The following is a 14,595-nucleotide window of genomic DNA, read 5'->3' as shown; positions in this document are numbered from 1 at the left end:
CTAAGAGTGATCGGTGTGCGCGCCCCGGTGTCGCCCAGGTTACAGGGGTCCAACCGTGCTCGGTCGTGATGCGAATTGAGGCACCTGATGGCGATCTAGGACTGGCCGTGTTGGGCAGTAAGCATCGAGCCGCGTATAAGTTCGTAATTGCTCGATATCTCGGCCAAATGGACGCGTACATTGTGGATAAGAACGGCATTTGCGCGATCGAGCGCGCTGCTCAATTCGTGCCTATCTTCGGGGCGAATGAAGCTGTCCAGAGTTTTCCTGAGTTCAGGATATTTCCAAGGACCAGCTAAGTAGAGTTCGAGCGCCTCCTCAAGAAAAAGGAATTGGTCCCGCATACTCAGGATGGCAGCCACACCACCTTTTGCCCCGAATTCAAATAAGGGGAGCGCCTCAAGAGCTCTGATGTAACGCTGGGTGACAACACGGTGGTACACCTCATGCAGGCTTTCCCTGGGAACTTCCCTGTTCATCACAAGGCTAATTGCCTCAGTTTGATCGAACGCCGCCTGGACGACCGCGAAGAGGCCGCCCTTTGTACTCTCGAGCTCCCCGCGCTGCGCAGCTTCCACGGCTTCAATGGCTGACTGGCTCTGCCTCGCCCCTACCAAGTACGCGACTGCGATAGCGACGATCGACCCGAAGGCTTGCACCCAAGCGGCTAGGGTCTCGCTCGCATCATGGGGAAGTTGGACAGCTAAGACAGTCAACGAGCCCAGCACCGCTGCCGCGGTGACGTAGACGCCGCGGAGAACGCGCTATTTGACCCAGTTGAACTTCGCGCTCTGCATCCTCGTCCGTTCGGCACTAGAAGCCTGTCTGATATGCCTATGTAAAATATTTATCGAGAATCGTTCTCAACAAAACTTCTCGATACTGCGGTTGTTCCCCGATTTCGCCGGCCTTCCCTTCAGCGCTCCCAGCTACGGCGATAAAGGCGACAACTACATGAAATCGGGCCGCAGCCCTTGCGCGCCAACGAAAATTATATCGCTGGCAAGGGCGATACGAATGGCGATATTCGGATAAGTAATTGATTTATATAGATCGAAATATCACTGTTATATAGAGCAATTTTATCGCCCTGATATCGCCAAAAAATCGTCTTCAACAAGGCACGCTAAACCACTGATATTGCGCATATTTACGCCTTGATTTCGCGAATATCGCCTTTATCGCTATTTTCCGACGAAGCCAAACATTGCCGAGCGTATAGCGCGCGCACTGGACCCATCAAACGGGACGGACTCACCGCCATAGTCGTCGGAGGGCGCCGAGGTCAGCCGTCTCCAGCCGTCCAGGCTTACCGCTCGGGGAGATCTTCCGGCCGCAGCTGCGCGTAGCGCCGAAGCGTCTGCCACGACTGATGCAACGTGAACTGCGCCACCTCGTGAATCTGGTACCCGCGCTCGAACAGGCGACTGGTGGCCTCGTGACGAAGGTCGTGAAAGTGCAGGTCTTGAATGCCGAGCACCTTGCACGCGCGGCGGAACGCGGCACCGATCGAGCGGCTGTCGTAGGGGGAGACCAGTTCGCCCCGCGGCTGACGTTCAACGATCGCCCACCCGCCCTGCAGCATGCGGAACGCCTGACGGTTTCCCTTCTTGCGCGTGGGGTGCTTCACGTCATTGAGCCAGGCGATGCCTTTGTCGCGGTCCAGGTCGTCCCAGCGCAGGCGGGTGATTTCCTCCTGCCGGCGAGCGGTGGCCAGCGCAAACTGGTAGATGTCGAGCATGGGGATGGACGCACGCACGTCGGGCGCGCTGAAGTGCGAGAGCAGCTTCTTGTCCTCGTCAGCAGTTAGCCGTCGATCACGCCAGGCGCTCTTGACGACGACCTTGCGCGCCCTGAGCTCGTGCCGCGCTGCGGAGAGCGGCTCAAGGCTGACGGGGATGTTTCGTGAGTGGCCAGCTGACCGCAGCACTTGGTCGAACCAGACTAGATCGTTGCCGGCGGTCGCCGCGGCCGCACCCTCAGCGCGCCGAGACATCACATCGTCCACGAAGTCCTGGGATGTCAGCCCGACGGCGGGCGATTGGCGATCGGGTAGCGCTGGATGCGCTCTAGGTCTGCTGCTTTCGTGCGTCCCAACCGGCTGTGGGTCCGATCGTGTCGCGGTACCACCGTACCAAGTCGCCTAGCGTATCCTTCGCACTGCCCAGCTGGCCTCGGGCGCGCATCTTGTCCAGTTCTGCCTCTCGTCGACGCATCCACTCCTGGGCGTGTTGCTTGCGGTCGAAGGTCTCCGCCTCGGTGTGGATAATCTGTCCGCCGCGCTTCAATCGGATCTGCGCGGTGTAACTGGCCGCGCCATTGCGGCGCCGGCGTAAAGTAATGGCACCCACGGTGCTACATTCCTTGTTTCGTAGCAGCAAATGTAGCACTGAGAAGTCAGAAACGCCCCAAAACGCTCCGAAAATCCCGAGAAAGTGCTACATGAAAAGTCTCCTCCAGCCCGCATCAGACAGCCAAAATCCCGCTATTTCGGGACTGTGGGCTTTGTCGGTGGCACCGATGATGGACTGGACCGATAGACACTGCCGCTACTTCCACCGGCTGCTTTCCCCGCACGCCCGCCTCTACACCGAGATGGTCACCAGTGCGGCGCTGGTGCGCGGCAACCAGCTGCGCCTGCTGGAGCATAGCCACGAGGAACACCCCGTGGCCCTGCAACTGGGCGGTAGCGACCCGGTGGAGCTGGCGAAGGCCGCGGTCATGGGCGCCGCGGCGGGTTACGACGAGATCAACCTCAACGTGGGTTGCCCGTCGGATCGCGTGCAGTCCGGCAAGTTCGGCGCCTGCCTGATGCGCGAGCCGGCCCTGGTCGGCGAGTGCGTGCGGGCCATGGCCGACGTGGTGGACGTGCCGGTCACGGTCAAATGCCGCATCGGCGTGGATGACCAGGATGCCTACGAGGACCTGCAGCGCTTCACCACCAGCATGGTCGAGGCCGGCGTGGGCATCCTGGTGGTGCATGCGCGCAAGGCGTGGCTGGAAGGGCTCAGCCCCAAGGAGAATCGTGAGATCCCGCCGCTGGACTACGAGCGGGTCTACCGCCTGAAGCGTGAGTTCCCCCAGCTCACCGTCGTGATCAACGGCGGCATCACCACGGTGGAGGCGGTGCGCGAGCACCTGGCCCGGGTGGATGGCGTGATGCTGGGACGGGCGGCGTACCACGACCCCTTCGTGCTGGCCCGGCTGGAGGCTGACCTCTACGGCGCGCCGGTGCCCGACCGGGCCCAGGTGCTGGAGCGCATGCGCATCTATATAGACGCCGAACTGGCCAGGGGCACCCAGCTCAAGCACATCACCCGGCACATCCTGGGACTGTTCCAGGGCGAGCCCGGTGCACGCGGCTTCCGGCGCCAATTGAGCGAGGGCGCGCACCTTCCGGGCGCCGATTGGCGCCTGATCGAGGCCGCCATGGCACCTTTGCGGCAGGCCGCCTAGGTTTCGTTCAGCTTCAGGCGGGTAGGCCATGGGCATGATCGTGCCACTTGCCGTCCGCCGTCGTGCCGCGCCAGACATGAAAATCACGTTTCTTCCGCTAATTTTCGCCGCGTTCTGCGTCGCGCTGCCCGTGGCTGCCCAGGCGGAACAGTCGCTGACGCTCGAACAGGCCGTTAGCAAGGTGCAGAAGGAAACCGGGGGGAAAGTGCTGTCGGCGGATACGCGGCTCGTGGAGCGCGGCCGGATCACCGAATACCGGGTCAAGGTGCTGACGCTGGACGGTCACGTCCGCGTCGTCCCCGTCCGAACCGAAACCGCCAAGCCCCTGGACCTCAGTGCCGGGGACAACAAGGAGAAACATTGATGCGCATCCTGCTCGTTGAGGACGAGGCACCGCTTCGCGAGACCCTCGCCGCGCGCCTGAAACGCGATGGCTTCGCCGTCGACGCGGCCCAGGACGGCGAAGAGGGGCTCTACCTCGGCCGCGAGGTGCCCTTCGACCTGGCCATCATCGACCTGGGGCTGCCCAAGCTCTCGGGCATGGACCTGGTCAAGGCGCTGCGCGAGCACGGCCAGCGCTACCCGATCCTGATCCTCACGGCGCGCGGCAGCTGGCAGGACAAGGTCGAAGGCCTCAAGCACGGCGCCGACGATTACCTGGTCAAGCCGTTCCATGTCGAGGAGCTGCTGGCCCGCATCAATGCGCTGGTCCGTCGCGCCAGCGGCTGGTCCAAGCCGGTGCTGGCCTGTGGGCCGATCAAGCTCGACACCACGGCGCAGACGGTCACCGTCGAAGGTCGTCAGGTCGACCTGACCAGCTATGAGTACAAAGTGCTGGAATACCTGATGCTGCACGCGGGCGAGCTGGTCTCCAAGGCCGATCTCACCGAGCACATCTACCAGCAGGACTTCGACCGCGACTCCAACGTGCTGGAGGTCTTCATCGGCCGCCTGCGCCGCAAGCTGGATCCGGAAAGCGCGCTCAAGCCGATCGAGACCGTCCGCGGTCGCGGCTACCGTTTCGCCATTCCGCGGAACGAAGCCGACGAAGACTGATCGAAACCGTGGACGGCGCCGCCTCACCACCGCGCCGTCCCGAGGTAGCCGGAAGCATGGATAACGCTTCACCGATCAAACGACGGCCGTTGTCGCTGGCCGCGCGCGCCGCGCTGGCCACCGGCTTTGCGCTGGCGGCGTTCCTTGGCCTCACCGGCCTGGCGCAGAACAAGGCCAACTACGCCTCCGAGCTGTCGGCCATGCACGATCGGCTGCACAACTACGCCATCGCGTATATCACCGGTACGGACATCACCCGCGCCGGCAAGGTCACCACCCCGGACAGCCAGCCCAACCCCGATTTCTCGCGGCCGGGCTCGGGCCTGTACGCCATCATCGTCGGCAACGAGGGCTTTCGCTGGGAGTCGTCGTCGGCGCTGGGCCGCGATTTCGATTTCGTGCGCATGCTGGCGCCGGGCGAGACCGCCTTCGAGCCGGTGGAAACCCGCAGCGGCAAGCTGTATGTCTTCAGTTACGGCGTGTCGCTGGACAGCACCGAGAAGCGCAGCGTGCCGCTGACCTTCGCGGTGGCACAGACGGAAGACCAGTTCGAGCGGCAGGTGGCGACATACCGCCGTACGCAGTTCCTCTGGCTGGCCATGCTGGGCATGATGCTGATGCTGCTGCAGCTGTTCCTGCTGCGCTGGAGCCTGCTGCCGCTGCGTCGCGTGTCCAGCGATCTCGCCCACATCGAGCGTGGCGCGCGCGACCACCTGGACGGCCCCTACCCGATGGAGCTGACGGTGCTGACCAAGCGCCTCAACGCCTTCATCGACAGCGAGCGCGAGCAGCGCACGCGTTATCGCGACACCCTGGCCGACCTCGCGCACAGCCTGAAGACGCCGCTGGCGGTGGTGCGTTCGCAGCTGGAAAACGATGCCGACGCCCGCAGCCTGCGCGGGGATATCCTCGAGCAGGTGCGCAAGATGGACGAACTGGTGGCCTACCAGTTGTCGCGCGCGGCCACCTCGGGCCGACGCACCATCGCCTCGGTCGAGCCGATCGCCGGGCATGCGGAAGACCTGGTGCAGAGCCTGGAAAAGGTCTACGCCGCCAAGAACGTGCTGTGCGAATTCGAGATCGAGGACGGTGTGACCTTCCCGGGGGAGCAGGGCGACCTGCTCGAACTGATGGGCAACCTGGTCGAGAACGCCTTCAAGTGGGCCTCGCATCGTGTGCTGCTCACCGCACGCTCGGTGGCGAAGGTGCGCGGCCGCGCCGGCCTGGAGCTGATCGTTGAAGACGATGGCCCGGGTATCCCCGACGACAAGATCGACCTGATCCTGCAGCGCGGTGTCCGTGGCGATGAGCGGGTGCAGGGCCACGGCATCGGTTTGTCCATCGTGCAGGACATCGTCAAGGCGTACCAGGGCGAACTCCACGTCGACCATTCCGAGGAACTGGGCGGCGCCCGCTTCAGCGTGCGCATCCCGCCGGCCTGATTTTACCGTGTTGCCTGCGCAGGCAGGCAGCCGCACCCGATGGCTCTCAGCCCTGATCGGCGGGTGAGGGCCCATAGAAGGCCTCGAGCAGCCGGGCCACCGCCGGCTCCGCCTCACGTAGCGCCGCCGGCTGCGAAAAATGCATCTCGCTGGTCACGGCGAAATATTCCTCGGGGGCTTCCGCGCCGTACGGGTCGATGGCCGTCTCGCGCCCACGATCCGCGGCGCGCGACAGGCGTTCGAAGCCCCGCTGCATGGTGGCGATCCACTCGCGCCGATCGATGCCCGGCGGCAGGGGCGGCACACCGTTGGCCGGGCGCGCCAGCATGTCCAGCTTGTGCGCCATCTCGTGCACGATCACATTGACACCGTCCCACGGCGCCTCGATGTCCAGGGCGACATCGGCGAGCGAGAGCACCATCGGTCCCCGCTCCCATGCTTCGCCGATCAGCGTGTCGTCGCTCTCGGTTACCACGCCGGTCGGCGGGTCGTGGCGGCTGCGCCGGACGTTGAACTGCCCCGGATAGACCAGCACGTTGGTCCAGCCCTTGAAGGCTTTCGGGCCGTGCGGCAGGGCGGGGAGGCTGGCCTGCATGGCGATGGCCAGTCGCCAGAAATCGTCGAGCACCGCGCCGCCCAGCGCGTGGAACCGCTTGGTATGCAGGAACAGGGTGGCCAGCTCGCGCAGGTAGCGCGCACGCGGCGGGTCCAGTGCGCGTGCCAGCGGCAACCGTGCCACCGCCTGCGCCCACAGCGTGTCGTCGATCGGAGGAATCGGCGCGCGAAAACGCGCAAGCCACGAGGAAAGAACGCCCAAGGAACGATCCGGGCCGTTCTAGAAAATGGACCCGGGAAGCATCGACTGCCAGCTTGGCCCCGAGGAGCGACCGCCCGACGAGCCGTCGTGCGTGTCGGCGTCGGCATCCACCGGCGGCGGCATGGGAATCTGGCCCTGGCCCCGCGTGCCGGGTACCCCATGGAACGGGCGCGCCGTGTCCGTAGCGGCGCTGTCGCGGCCGCTGTCCTGCCCGGAGCGCGAGGTGGAACCGGCATCGAACGACGTCGACGACGCGACCGACCGGCCCAGGGAGAGCAGGTTGCTGGTCATGCGGGCGTCGGACGCGGCGGCGGTGCCGATGGCACCGACGAGGCACAGCCATCCGAAGATGTACGGTCTGGCGTTCATCGGTATACCCCGTGGGCCCCGGACATGCCGGGGGACGACCGATCCTCTCAGAAATATCGCGTAGGTGCCAGTGCTGGAGGTCCGTCATCGGCCCTCCCGGGCCAACGCGGGCGAAATCCTTCCCGCTGCCCTAGAATTGCGTAATGTCCCGGCTCCTTCCCTCCCCGACACCGGCCGCCTGACGGCCCACGGTAGCCCATGCTCGCTCGCGACCTCATGGAAGCCCTCGCCGGCGGCGACGCCGTGTCCGGTGCCACCCTGGCCCGGCAGGCCGGTGTCACGCGTGCGGCCGTGTGGAAGCAGATCGAATCCCTGCGGCTCAAGGGCGTGCCGGTGGAGGCCAAGGTCGGCGGGGGTTACCGCCTGCCATGGACCACGGAGCTGCTCGACGCCCAGCGCATCCGCGCCTCGCTGGCGCCGGAGATCTCGCCCCGGGTCGGCATGCTGGAAACCCACTGGGAGATCGACTCCACCTCGAGCGAGCTGGCGCGACGCATCCCCACCCTGGACGACCTCGCGTTCGTCATGGCCGAGACGCAATCGGCCGGACGTGGGCGTCGTGGGCGCGTGTGGCTGTCGCCGCCGGGCATGAACCTGTACCTGTCGGTGCTCAAGCGGTTCGACAGCGGGTTCGCGTCGCTGTCCGGGTTGTCGCTGGCGGTCGGGGTCATGCTGATCCGCGCGCTGGACGACCTGGGCATCCGCACGGCCGGCCTGAAGTGGCCGAACGATGTGCTTGCGGGGCACGCCAAGCTGGCCGGCATCCTGGTCGAACTGTCCGGTGAATATTCCGGGCCCTGCGCGGCCATCATCGGTGTCGGCCTCAATATCCGCCTGCCCGATACCCTGCGCGAGCGTGCCGCCCAGCCGGTGACCGACCTGGCCGATCTGGCCGGTGGGCAGCCGCCGGGACGCAACCAGGTAGCCACGGCGGTGGTCTCCGCGCTGGCGGAAGGGCTGCTTGCCTTCGAGCGTCGCGGCTTTTCGGCCTTCGCCGCGGAGTACGCCGCCAACGACTTGCTGCGCGACCAGCCGCTGCGCGTCATCGATCCGCGCGGCGAATACAACGCCATGGGTGAAGGTGTGGACGAGCGCGGGGCGCTGCGCGTGCGCCGCGCCGACGGCGAGTCGGTGACGGTTGACAGCGCGGATGTCTCCGTGCGCAGGAGCGGCATGTGATCCTGTTGCTGGACCTGGGTAACACCCGCCTGAAGTTCGCCTTGCTGGACGGCACCACCTTCACCCATCGGGGTGCGTTCGGCTGGGATGCCGACATCGCGCACGAACTGGCCGTGCTGTGGGCCGCGTGGCCGACACCGACGCGGGTCGTCGGCGCCTCCGTCGTGGACTCCGCGCGGGAAACCGCGGTGGATGTGGCGGCGCGCAAGGCGTTCGGTCTCAAGGCCGAGTGGGTGCGCACGCCGGCGCAGGCCTGCGGCGTGACCAACGCGTACGCGGAGCCGCAGCGCCTGGGGGTGGATCGCTTCCTGGCGCTGGTGGATGCGCATGCGGCGGGACGCTCGCCCTGTGTCCTGGCCAGCGTGGGCACGGCGCTCACCCTGGATGCGCTGGATGCGGAAGGCCGGCACCTCGGCGGCTGGATCGCGCCGGGCCCGTTGCTGATGCAGCAATCCGTGCTCGGGGCCACCGTGCAGGTGCGCCCATCGACCGCGGGCAACGTTCGCGATCTGGCCGACAACACCGCCGACGGCCTGGCCTCGGGCTGCTGGCAGGCCTGCGCGGCCCTGGTCGATCGTTTCGTCGAGCGCTCGCGGGACACCCTCGGCGGACACCCCACCGTGACCCTGGGCGGGGGCGACGCCGCCGTGCTGGCCCCGCTGCTCGAGAACGAGGTCATGCTCGTGCCCGATACCGTGCTGCGTGGGCTGGCCGTATGGGCCACGGTGCACACCGCCACCGTCGATATCGCCTAGAATCCCGACGCCGCCGGTTCTGACCAGGGGAACGCGCGCAGGTCCAACGTCACGCCCAAGGCCACCATGCTGCTGCGTTTGTTCTTCGTCTTGCTGATCGCCCTCAACATCGCGGTAGCCGCGTGGCTGCTGCTGGGCGACACCGGCACCCATGCGGTGGACCCCACCGACAGCGGCGTGCCTCGGCTCAAGCTGTTGGCCGAGGTGCCGGCGCCGGCGGCTACCGTAGCGCCACTTGCCGCCGCGCCGGTCCATGCCGCGCTTGCGGTGCCGACGTCCGCCGCGGCACCGGCGTCTTCGAATGCATCGCCGGCGACGGCAACCACCCAGGCATCGGTCCCCGCATCCACACCCGCTGCCTCTGCACCGATTGCGCCCGTGTCCGGCGCCTTGGCGACGTCCGCCTTGGCAGCGGCCGCCGCCAAAGCGAAGGCACCGTCATCCTCCTTGCCCACGACACCACCGCCGGCCGTTCCGGCACCGACCAGCCCCAAACGCGCCTATCGCTGCCTCGCCGTGGGTCCGTTCGCCAACCAGGTGGACCTGCGCGCCGCGCGCACGGCCATCGCCTCGCGCACGGTGCGCAGTCGCCAGCGCCAGGAGCAGGCCAGCGAGTCCCGCGGCTGGCGGGTGTTCCTGCCCGCGCAGGCCACGCGCGAGCAGGCGCTGGCGCAGGCCCGTCGACTGGAGGCCAAGGGCATCAAGGATTATTTCGTGGTGACGGTGCAGGGTGAGCTGCAGAACTCCGTGGCCCTTGGCCTGTTTCACGACCCGGCGAACGCGCGCAAGCGCCGCGACGAAGTGGCCGCCGCCGGTTTCCCGGCCCGCATGAGCGAACGTACCGAGACCACGCCCGTGTGGTGGCTGGACGTGGTGGTGCCCGAGGATGGCGGCAGCGACCTCCGCAAGGGCCTGCGCAACCCTGCCGTGACCACTCGACCCACGGGTTGCTTCTGATAAACTTCCGCACTTCGCCGGCATAGCTCAGTTGGTAGAGCAACCGCCTTGTAAGCGGTAGGTCCCCAGTTCGAATCCGGGTGTCGGCACCACCCCGCGAAAATCCCGATCGGCCTCAACCGTCGGTCGATCTCGACAACGCCTCCCAGCGATCGATGTCCGCCGCCATGGTGCCCAGTTTGCCGCGCACCAGGTCAAGTGCGTCGCTGCCCAGCAGAAGGTGCGCGGGTGGATCGGGCAGGTCGATCAACGCGAGTATCGCCTTGCCCGCCCGTGTGGGGTCGCCCAGCTGGTGGCCACTTTTTTCCTTCCTTGCCCGCCTTATCGGTTCAAATAATGCGTCGTAGTCGGCAACGCTGCGAGGCGTGCGCTGCATGGATCGCCCGGCCCAGTCCGTCCTGAAGCTGCCCGGCGCGACGGCCGTGACGTGAACGCCGAACGGTGCCAACTCTTTTCCCAGTACCTCGCTGATGCCTTCCAGGGCGAACTTGCTGCCGCAGTAGTAGGCAATGCCCGGCATGGTGATGAAGCCGCCCATGGAAGTGATGTTGACGATGTGGCCGCGGCGGCGTTCGCGGAACCTCGGCACGAAGGCTTTCGTCACGGCCACGGCGCCGAAGACGTTGACCTCGAACTGCCGACGCATCTCTTCCATGGGCGACTCCTCCAGGATGCCCTCGTGGCCGTAGCCCGCGTTGTTGACCAGCACATCGACGGCGCCATGGCGCGATTCGACATCGGCGACGATTCCGGGGATCGCGTCGTGGTCGGTGACATCGAGGATGACCGCATGCGCGCGCGTGGCGTCCAGGGCTTCGAATGCGAAGCGGGCATCTTCGCTCCGCACGGTGCCGATGACGCGATGGCCGGCCGCGAGGGCTTCGCGCGACAACGCCTGCCCGAAGCCGCTGCTGACGCCGGTGATGAAACATGTCTTGCTGCCCATGGCCTGGCCTTTTCGTATGAGATGCCGACCAAGGTAGTTCCCGTGGACGTTGCATCCCATGGCCTGGTCTCTTGGGCTATTGCCTGATCCTATGAGGCCGGTTTGCATCGACGCATGGGATGAGGGACATTGGCGCGATGGACGATAGCCACCGCCGGCGTCAGCGCATGATCGGTCTTCTCCGCGGGATGGCCCGCGACGAGGGATACACACTGACGTGCCTGCCCGACGTGCGCCTGCTTCGCGCCGATCGACCGCTGAGTCGTACGCCCGTGCTGTACGAGCCCGGCATCGTCATCGTGGTCCAGGGAAGCAAGCGAGGCTTCCTGGGGCGTCAGACCTTCGTCTACGACGACCAGCACTACCTCGTCGTGTCCGTGCCGGTGCCCTTCACGATGGAGACGCATGCCACGGCGCAGGAGCCGCTGCTGGCGATCTACCTTCGCCTGGACAGCGCCATGGCCCTCGACCTGTGCGAGCAACTGGACCGCCACGAAGGCATCGCCACGGCTGAGCCCCGCGGGCTGTATTCCTCGCCGATGGAAGCCTCGCTGTCGATGGCGGTGCTGCGACTGCTCGAGGCGCTGGCGAATGCGCCGGAGGGCGAACTGCTTGGCCCGGCCATGGTGCGGGAGATCTACTTCCGCGTGCTGTGCGGCGCGCAGGGCGGCTCGATGCGTGCCGCGCTGGCCCAGCAGGGGCGATTCGGCAGGGTGGCGCGCGCGATCCGTTTGATCCACAGCGAGTACGACAAGGCCCTCAGCGTCGATCGCCTGGCCGATGAGGCGGCCATGAGCGTGCCGACGTTTCATGCCCATTTTCGCGCGATGACCGGCACGTCGCCGATGCGCTACGTGCAATCGACCCGGCTGCACCAGGCGAGGCTGCACATGCTTCGCCAGGACACGACGGCCGCGGCGGCCGCGGCCGCCGTCGGCTACGAAAGCGCCTCGCAGTTCAGTCGTGAATTCAAGCGCCTGTTCGGTCGCCCTCCCGTGGAGGAAGTGGCACGGATGCGACGGGACTTCGCCATGCCGGAAGCACTGACGCCGTCGGGCTTCGTGTCGTCCCATTGAGCGTCGCCCAGCCAACCGAGCCACCGAGGAAAGATCCATGATCGACGTTCGACGGGTTTTCATCGCCTTTATCGCCATCGCCACGCTGTCTGGCGCGGCATGCATGGCGAAGCCTCCCCTCGTTCGAGTGACGCAGGGCGTGCTCGCCGGTACGAGCTCTGCGGGAGTCGATACCTTCCTCGGCATCCCTTACGGCGCCACCACGGCGGGTGAGGGTCGATGGCGCTCGCCGCGACCGGCGCCGGCATGGCAGACCACCCGTATGGCCACGGCCTTCGGCCCCGCCTGCCAGCAAGACGTCGGCGGCAGCTTCGGTCCGTACACGCCGGAGTACCTCGTGCAGGGCGAGGTGAGCGAGGACTGCCTGTCGCTGAATGTCTGGCGCCCGTCCGCCGCCACGGCACCACATGCGGGCCTGCCGATCATGGTCTGGGTCCACGGCGGCGGCTTTGCCGGTGGCTCGGGATCGGTGCCGATCTATAACGGCGCTACGCTGGCACGCGGCGGCATCATCGTGATCACGGTGAACTACCGCCTCGGCGTCTTCGGGTTCCTCGCGCCTCCGGAGCTCTCTGCCGCCGAGGGTGCGCCGGGTAACTACGGCATCGAGGACCTGTTGCTCGCGCTGCATTGGATCAGGGACAACGCGCGGGCGTTCGGCGGCGATCCGTCGCGCATCACGCTCGCGGGCCAGTCGGCGGGCTCCATGGCGATCCACGACCTGATGGTGGCGCCCGCCGCGAAAGGCCTGTTCCAGCAGGTCATCTCGCAAAGCGGTCCCGGCATGGGCATAGCGCCCCGAACCCTTGCGCAGGCGCAGGCAACGGGCAAGAAAGTCCTGGCCGCGGCAGGCGTACGCACCATTGATGAACTGCGTCGTCTGCCTGCATCGCAGGTGGCGCAGGCGGCCCGTCAGGCCGACGAAGGGATGATGACGTTCGCGCCGGTGATCGACGGACGGCTGATTCCGTCCAACCCCTATGCCAGTGTCGCCGGCACGTTTATCGACACGCCCATCCTTGCCGGCATGACGGCGGACGAAGCGTCCGGCGACGCCGATGCCGCGGAACGGCGCCTGCGCCGCGAGCGAGGCATGGCCGCCACGGAGCGCTGGGCAAGGGCGCGTGCCGCGGCAAGTCATCAACCGATCTACCTTTACCTGTTCGATCATGTCGAACCCGGTTCGGAAGCCTTCGGCGCGTTCCACAGCTCGGAGATTCCTTATGCGCTAGGCAATCTCGACGCGGCGAAAGGACGGGCTTTCCAGCCACGCGATCGTGTCATTGCCGATACGATGACCGCGTACTGGCTGAGCTTCGTCAAGACGGGACGACCCACCGTTGAGGGGCAGGTCGCATGGCCCCGGTATGCGCCAGCGGCGCCGATGATGATGCGTCTTGGCGATCGCATGCAGGGTGAGCCCATGCTCGATGCGAAGAAGCGCCGGTTCTACGACGCCTATGTCGAAGGCGGCGGTCACCTGTCACTTTTCTGAAGCCAGCCCTCAGCGCAGATAGCGCCGATCGAACCAGAACGGCTCCACCTCGACCTCGGTCACGCAGCGTGCCATGTCCGCATGCGCGGGATTCACCAGCACGTTGGTCGCATGCGCGAGGATCGCCGACGGCACCGGTAGTAACAGGTGATCCTTGCGGGCCAGCCAGGCGTCGCCGACGGCCTGGCTGGTCGGCTCGTTGGCCTGCCAGCCCGACGGCAGCCGGGGCGTCGGCGCCAGAGTGGCGCGATCGTCCACGTCGATGGCGATCAGCTTGAGCGTAAGCGGGATGGCCGTGATGCCCAGGCGCATGTGCGCCATGGCTTCGACCATGGCGAGGGCAGGGTGCTCGGAGGTGTACAGGATGGCGCGGCCCCGCGTGTGCCAGCGGCCGTCGGCATGCTGGCCGCCCACCCCGCTCAGGCCGGGGTAGGACGAGATACGCCACAGGCGCATCAGAACATGCCGTGGGCGGTGCGCAGGATGCGTGCCTCGATCAGCCGCGCGCCGTTGTCGCTGGCCGCAAGCGCCAGCGGGGTGACCGGCGGGTCGCCGTCCAGGTAGTCGGCCGGCGTGTTGAACCAGGTGAGCGCCATGGCCTCGTCACCGAACAGTTCGACGGCTTCCGCGAATACCCGGGCGACACGGACCACGCGTTCGGATTCGACTTCGCTGAAGCGGCCTTCGCTGAGGCGACGGCGCACCGTGCTTTCCGGCGCAACGAGGTTGGCGGGAAAATGCAGTTTGTCGGCCACGCGGCGATAGGAATGGACCGAAATCCCCTGACTGACCAGCCGGACGGCATCCGCATCCGACTCGAGCTTGAGATCGAGCAGCCGGGCCATGCGGCTATGCACCGTCTCGCGGAGTTCATAACGGATGGGGTCGGCATCGGCGACGTAGGCGATCATGACGTAATCCTCTCCATTTGAGCGGAAGTCTACGCCATTTGGCGGGCATCCGCACGCGGCTCCTGTCCCGTTCGCTCGTCGTCCTTCGCCGCGGTTATCGGCTACCCCCTGACGCGCTGCAACGTGGCTGTTTCCG

At 66.4% G+C, this 14,595-nt stretch carries 17 protein-coding genes and 1 tRNA gene; 10 read left to right on the top strand and 8 right to left on the bottom strand.

Going from position 1 to position 14,595, the window contains the following annotated elements; all coding sequences use genetic code 11:
* Positions 1-95: 95 nt before the first annotated feature.
* From ACVKN3_RS13805 to ACVKN3_RS13795, 3 genes are all read right to left on the bottom strand, one after another.
* The gene (locus ACVKN3_RS13805; RefSeq protein WP_354514723.1) at positions 96-578 is read right to left on the bottom strand and encodes a hypothetical protein; all 483 of its coding nucleotides are present in this window, start codon (positions 576-578) and stop codon (positions 96-98) included.
* 731 nt (positions 579-1,309) lie between these two features.
* Positions 1,310-2,008, bottom strand: coding sequence for a site-specific integrase (locus ACVKN3_RS13800; RefSeq protein WP_354514721.1), 699 nt, complete (start codon positions 2,006-2,008; stop codon positions 1,310-1,312).
* A gap of 61 nt (positions 2,009-2,069) precedes the next feature.
* The gene (locus ACVKN3_RS13795; RefSeq protein WP_354514719.1) at positions 2,070-2,351 is read right to left on the bottom strand and encodes a hypothetical protein; all 282 of its coding nucleotides are present in this window, start codon (positions 2,349-2,351) and stop codon (positions 2,070-2,072) included.
* Positions 2,352-2,442: 91 nt separating this feature from the next.
* Here ACVKN3_RS13795 and dusA point away from each other — a divergent pair, with 91 nt between their 5' ends.
* Genes dusA through ACVKN3_RS13775 form a run of 4 tightly spaced genes read left to right on the top strand, consistent with a single transcriptional unit; the run spans position 2,443 to position 5,954 of the window.
* Positions 2,443-3,456: a tRNA dihydrouridine(20/20a) synthase DusA gene (gene dusA, locus ACVKN3_RS13790; RefSeq protein WP_354514717.1), complete on the top strand. Its 1,014-nt coding sequence runs from the start codon at positions 2,443-2,445 to the stop codon at positions 3,454-3,456.
* Positions 3,457-3,484: 28 nt separating this feature from the next.
* Positions 3,485-3,820: a PepSY domain-containing protein gene (locus ACVKN3_RS13785; RefSeq protein ID WP_051938619.1), complete on the top strand. Its 336-nt coding sequence runs from the start codon at positions 3,485-3,487 to the stop codon at positions 3,818-3,820.
* The gene (locus tag ACVKN3_RS13780; RefSeq protein WP_036115892.1) at positions 3,820-4,512 is read left to right on the top strand and encodes a response regulator transcription factor; all 693 of its coding nucleotides are present in this window, start codon (positions 3,820-3,822) and stop codon (positions 4,510-4,512) included. The genes ACVKN3_RS13785 and ACVKN3_RS13780 overlap by 1 nt, the downstream gene beginning before the upstream one ends.
* A gap of 56 nt (positions 4,513-4,568) precedes the next feature.
* Positions 4,569-5,954 carry an ATP-binding protein gene (locus ACVKN3_RS13775; RefSeq protein WP_354514715.1) on the top strand — a complete coding sequence of 462 codons (1,386 nt, stop codon included), beginning with the start codon at positions 4,569-4,571 and terminating at the stop codon, positions 5,952-5,954.
* A gap of 46 nt (positions 5,955-6,000) precedes the next feature.
* Here the strand turns inward: ACVKN3_RS13775 and ACVKN3_RS13770 are convergent, their stop codons facing one another.
* Both ACVKN3_RS13770 and ACVKN3_RS13765 read right to left on the bottom strand, forming a co-directional pair.
* Positions 6,001-6,771 carry a M90 family metallopeptidase gene (locus ACVKN3_RS13770; RefSeq protein ID WP_354514713.1) on the bottom strand — a complete coding sequence of 257 codons (771 nt, stop codon included), beginning with the start codon at positions 6,769-6,771 and terminating at the stop codon, positions 6,001-6,003.
* 18 nt (positions 6,772-6,789) lie between these two features.
* On the bottom strand, positions 6,790-7,140 hold the full coding sequence (locus tag ACVKN3_RS13765; protein WP_285405632.1) for a hypothetical protein: 351 nt from the start codon (positions 7,138-7,140) through the stop codon (positions 6,790-6,792).
* Positions 7,141-7,338: 198 nt separating this feature from the next.
* Here ACVKN3_RS13765 and ACVKN3_RS13760 point away from each other — a divergent pair, with 198 nt between their 5' ends.
* The 4 genes from ACVKN3_RS13760 (at position 7,339) to ACVKN3_RS13745 (ending at position 10,123) form a co-directional block, all read left to right on the top strand.
* A complete protein-coding gene (locus ACVKN3_RS13760) occupies positions 7,339-8,319 on the top strand; it encodes a biotin--[acetyl-CoA-carboxylase] ligase (protein ID WP_354514712.1) in 981 nt (326 codons plus the stop codon).
* A complete protein-coding gene (locus ACVKN3_RS13755) occupies positions 8,316-9,074 on the top strand; it encodes a type III pantothenate kinase (protein WP_354514710.1) in 759 nt (252 codons plus the stop codon). Before ACVKN3_RS13760 ends, ACVKN3_RS13755 begins: the two co-directional genes overlap by 4 nt.
* A gap of 66 nt (positions 9,075-9,140) precedes the next feature.
* Complete coding sequence (locus ACVKN3_RS13750; protein ID WP_354514708.1) at positions 9,141-10,031, top strand: SPOR domain-containing protein; 891 nt, start codon at positions 9,141-9,143, stop codon at positions 10,029-10,031.
* Between the two features lie 16 nt (positions 10,032-10,047).
* A tRNA-Thr gene (locus ACVKN3_RS13745) sits at positions 10,048-10,123 on the top strand.
* Positions 10,124-10,146: 23 nt separating this feature from the next.
* Here the strand turns inward: ACVKN3_RS13745 and ACVKN3_RS13740 are convergent.
* On the bottom strand, positions 10,147-10,977 hold the full coding sequence (locus tag ACVKN3_RS13740; protein ID WP_354514706.1) for an oxidoreductase: 831 nt from the start codon (positions 10,975-10,977) through the stop codon (positions 10,147-10,149).
* Positions 10,978-11,144: 167 nt separating this feature from the next.
* Here ACVKN3_RS13740 and ACVKN3_RS13735 point away from each other — a divergent pair, with 167 nt between their 5' ends.
* Complete coding sequence (locus tag ACVKN3_RS13735) at positions 11,145-12,053, top strand: AraC family transcriptional regulator (protein WP_354514704.1); 909 nt, start codon at positions 11,145-11,147, stop codon at positions 12,051-12,053.
* Positions 12,054-12,090: 37 nt separating this feature from the next.
* Positions 12,091-13,548, top strand: a complete 1,458-nt coding sequence (locus ACVKN3_RS13730; RefSeq protein ID WP_354514702.1) for a carboxylesterase/lipase family protein — start codon at positions 12,091-12,093, stop codon at positions 13,546-13,548.
* A 9-nt stretch (positions 13,549-13,557) separates the two neighbouring features.
* Here the strand turns inward: ACVKN3_RS13730 and ACVKN3_RS13725 are convergent, their stop codons facing one another.
* Both ACVKN3_RS13725 and ACVKN3_RS13720 read right to left on the bottom strand, forming a co-directional pair.
* Positions 13,558-14,004 (bottom strand): RES family NAD+ phosphorylase, encoded by a 447-nt coding sequence (locus ACVKN3_RS13725; protein WP_354514700.1) that lies wholly within the window; start codon positions 14,002-14,004, stop codon positions 13,558-13,560.
* A complete protein-coding gene (locus ACVKN3_RS13720) occupies positions 14,004-14,459 on the bottom strand; it encodes an antitoxin Xre/MbcA/ParS toxin-binding domain-containing protein (protein WP_051938622.1) in 456 nt (151 codons plus the stop codon). Before ACVKN3_RS13720 ends, ACVKN3_RS13725 begins: the two co-directional genes overlap by 1 nt.
* Between the last annotated feature and the right edge of the window lie 136 nt (positions 14,460-14,595).

This window comes from Luteibacter sp. PvP120 (assembly GCF_054055715.1).
The sequence above is the reverse complement of the archived record's forward strand: the minus strand, read 5'-3'. Positions and strand labels throughout refer to the sequence as shown.

Excerpts from the sequence above, each read along its gene's own strand:
- dusA (WP_354514717.1), top strand. The coding sequence starts at position 2,443 with ATGAAAAGTCTCCTCCAGCCCGCATCAGACAGCCAAAATCCCGCTATT.
- ACVKN3_RS13785 (WP_051938619.1), top strand. The coding sequence starts at position 3,485 with ATGGGCATGATCGTGCCACTTGCCGTCCGCCGTCGTGCCGCGCCAGAC.
- ACVKN3_RS13780 (WP_036115892.1), top strand. The coding sequence starts at position 3,820 with ATGCGCATCCTGCTCGTTGAGGACGAGGCACCGCTTCGCGAGACCCTC.
- ACVKN3_RS13775 (WP_354514715.1), top strand. The coding sequence starts at position 4,569 with ATGGATAACGCTTCACCGATCAAACGACGGCCGTTGTCGCTGGCCGCG.
- ACVKN3_RS13765 (WP_285405632.1), bottom strand. The coding sequence starts at position 7,140 with ATGAACGCCAGACCGTACATCTTCGGATGGCTGTGCCTCGTCGGTGCC.
- ACVKN3_RS13760 (WP_354514712.1), top strand. The coding sequence starts at position 7,339 with ATGCTCGCTCGCGACCTCATGGAAGCCCTCGCCGGCGGCGACGCCGTG.
- ACVKN3_RS13750 (WP_354514708.1), top strand. The coding sequence starts at position 9,141 with ATGCTGCTGCGTTTGTTCTTCGTCTTGCTGATCGCCCTCAACATCGCG.
- ACVKN3_RS13740 (WP_354514706.1), bottom strand. The coding sequence starts at position 10,977 with ATGGGCAGCAAGACATGTTTCATCACCGGCGTCAGCAGCGGCTTCGGG.
- ACVKN3_RS13735 (WP_354514704.1), top strand. The coding sequence starts at position 11,145 with ATGATCGGTCTTCTCCGCGGGATGGCCCGCGACGAGGGATACACACTG.
- ACVKN3_RS13730 (WP_354514702.1), top strand. The coding sequence starts at position 12,091 with ATGATCGACGTTCGACGGGTTTTCATCGCCTTTATCGCCATCGCCACG.
- ACVKN3_RS13725 (WP_354514700.1), bottom strand. The coding sequence starts at position 14,004 with ATGCGCCTGTGGCGTATCTCGTCCTACCCCGGCCTGAGCGGGGTGGGC.
- ACVKN3_RS13720 (WP_051938622.1), bottom strand. The coding sequence starts at position 14,459 with ATGATCGCCTACGTCGCCGATGCCGACCCCATCCGTTATGAACTCCGC.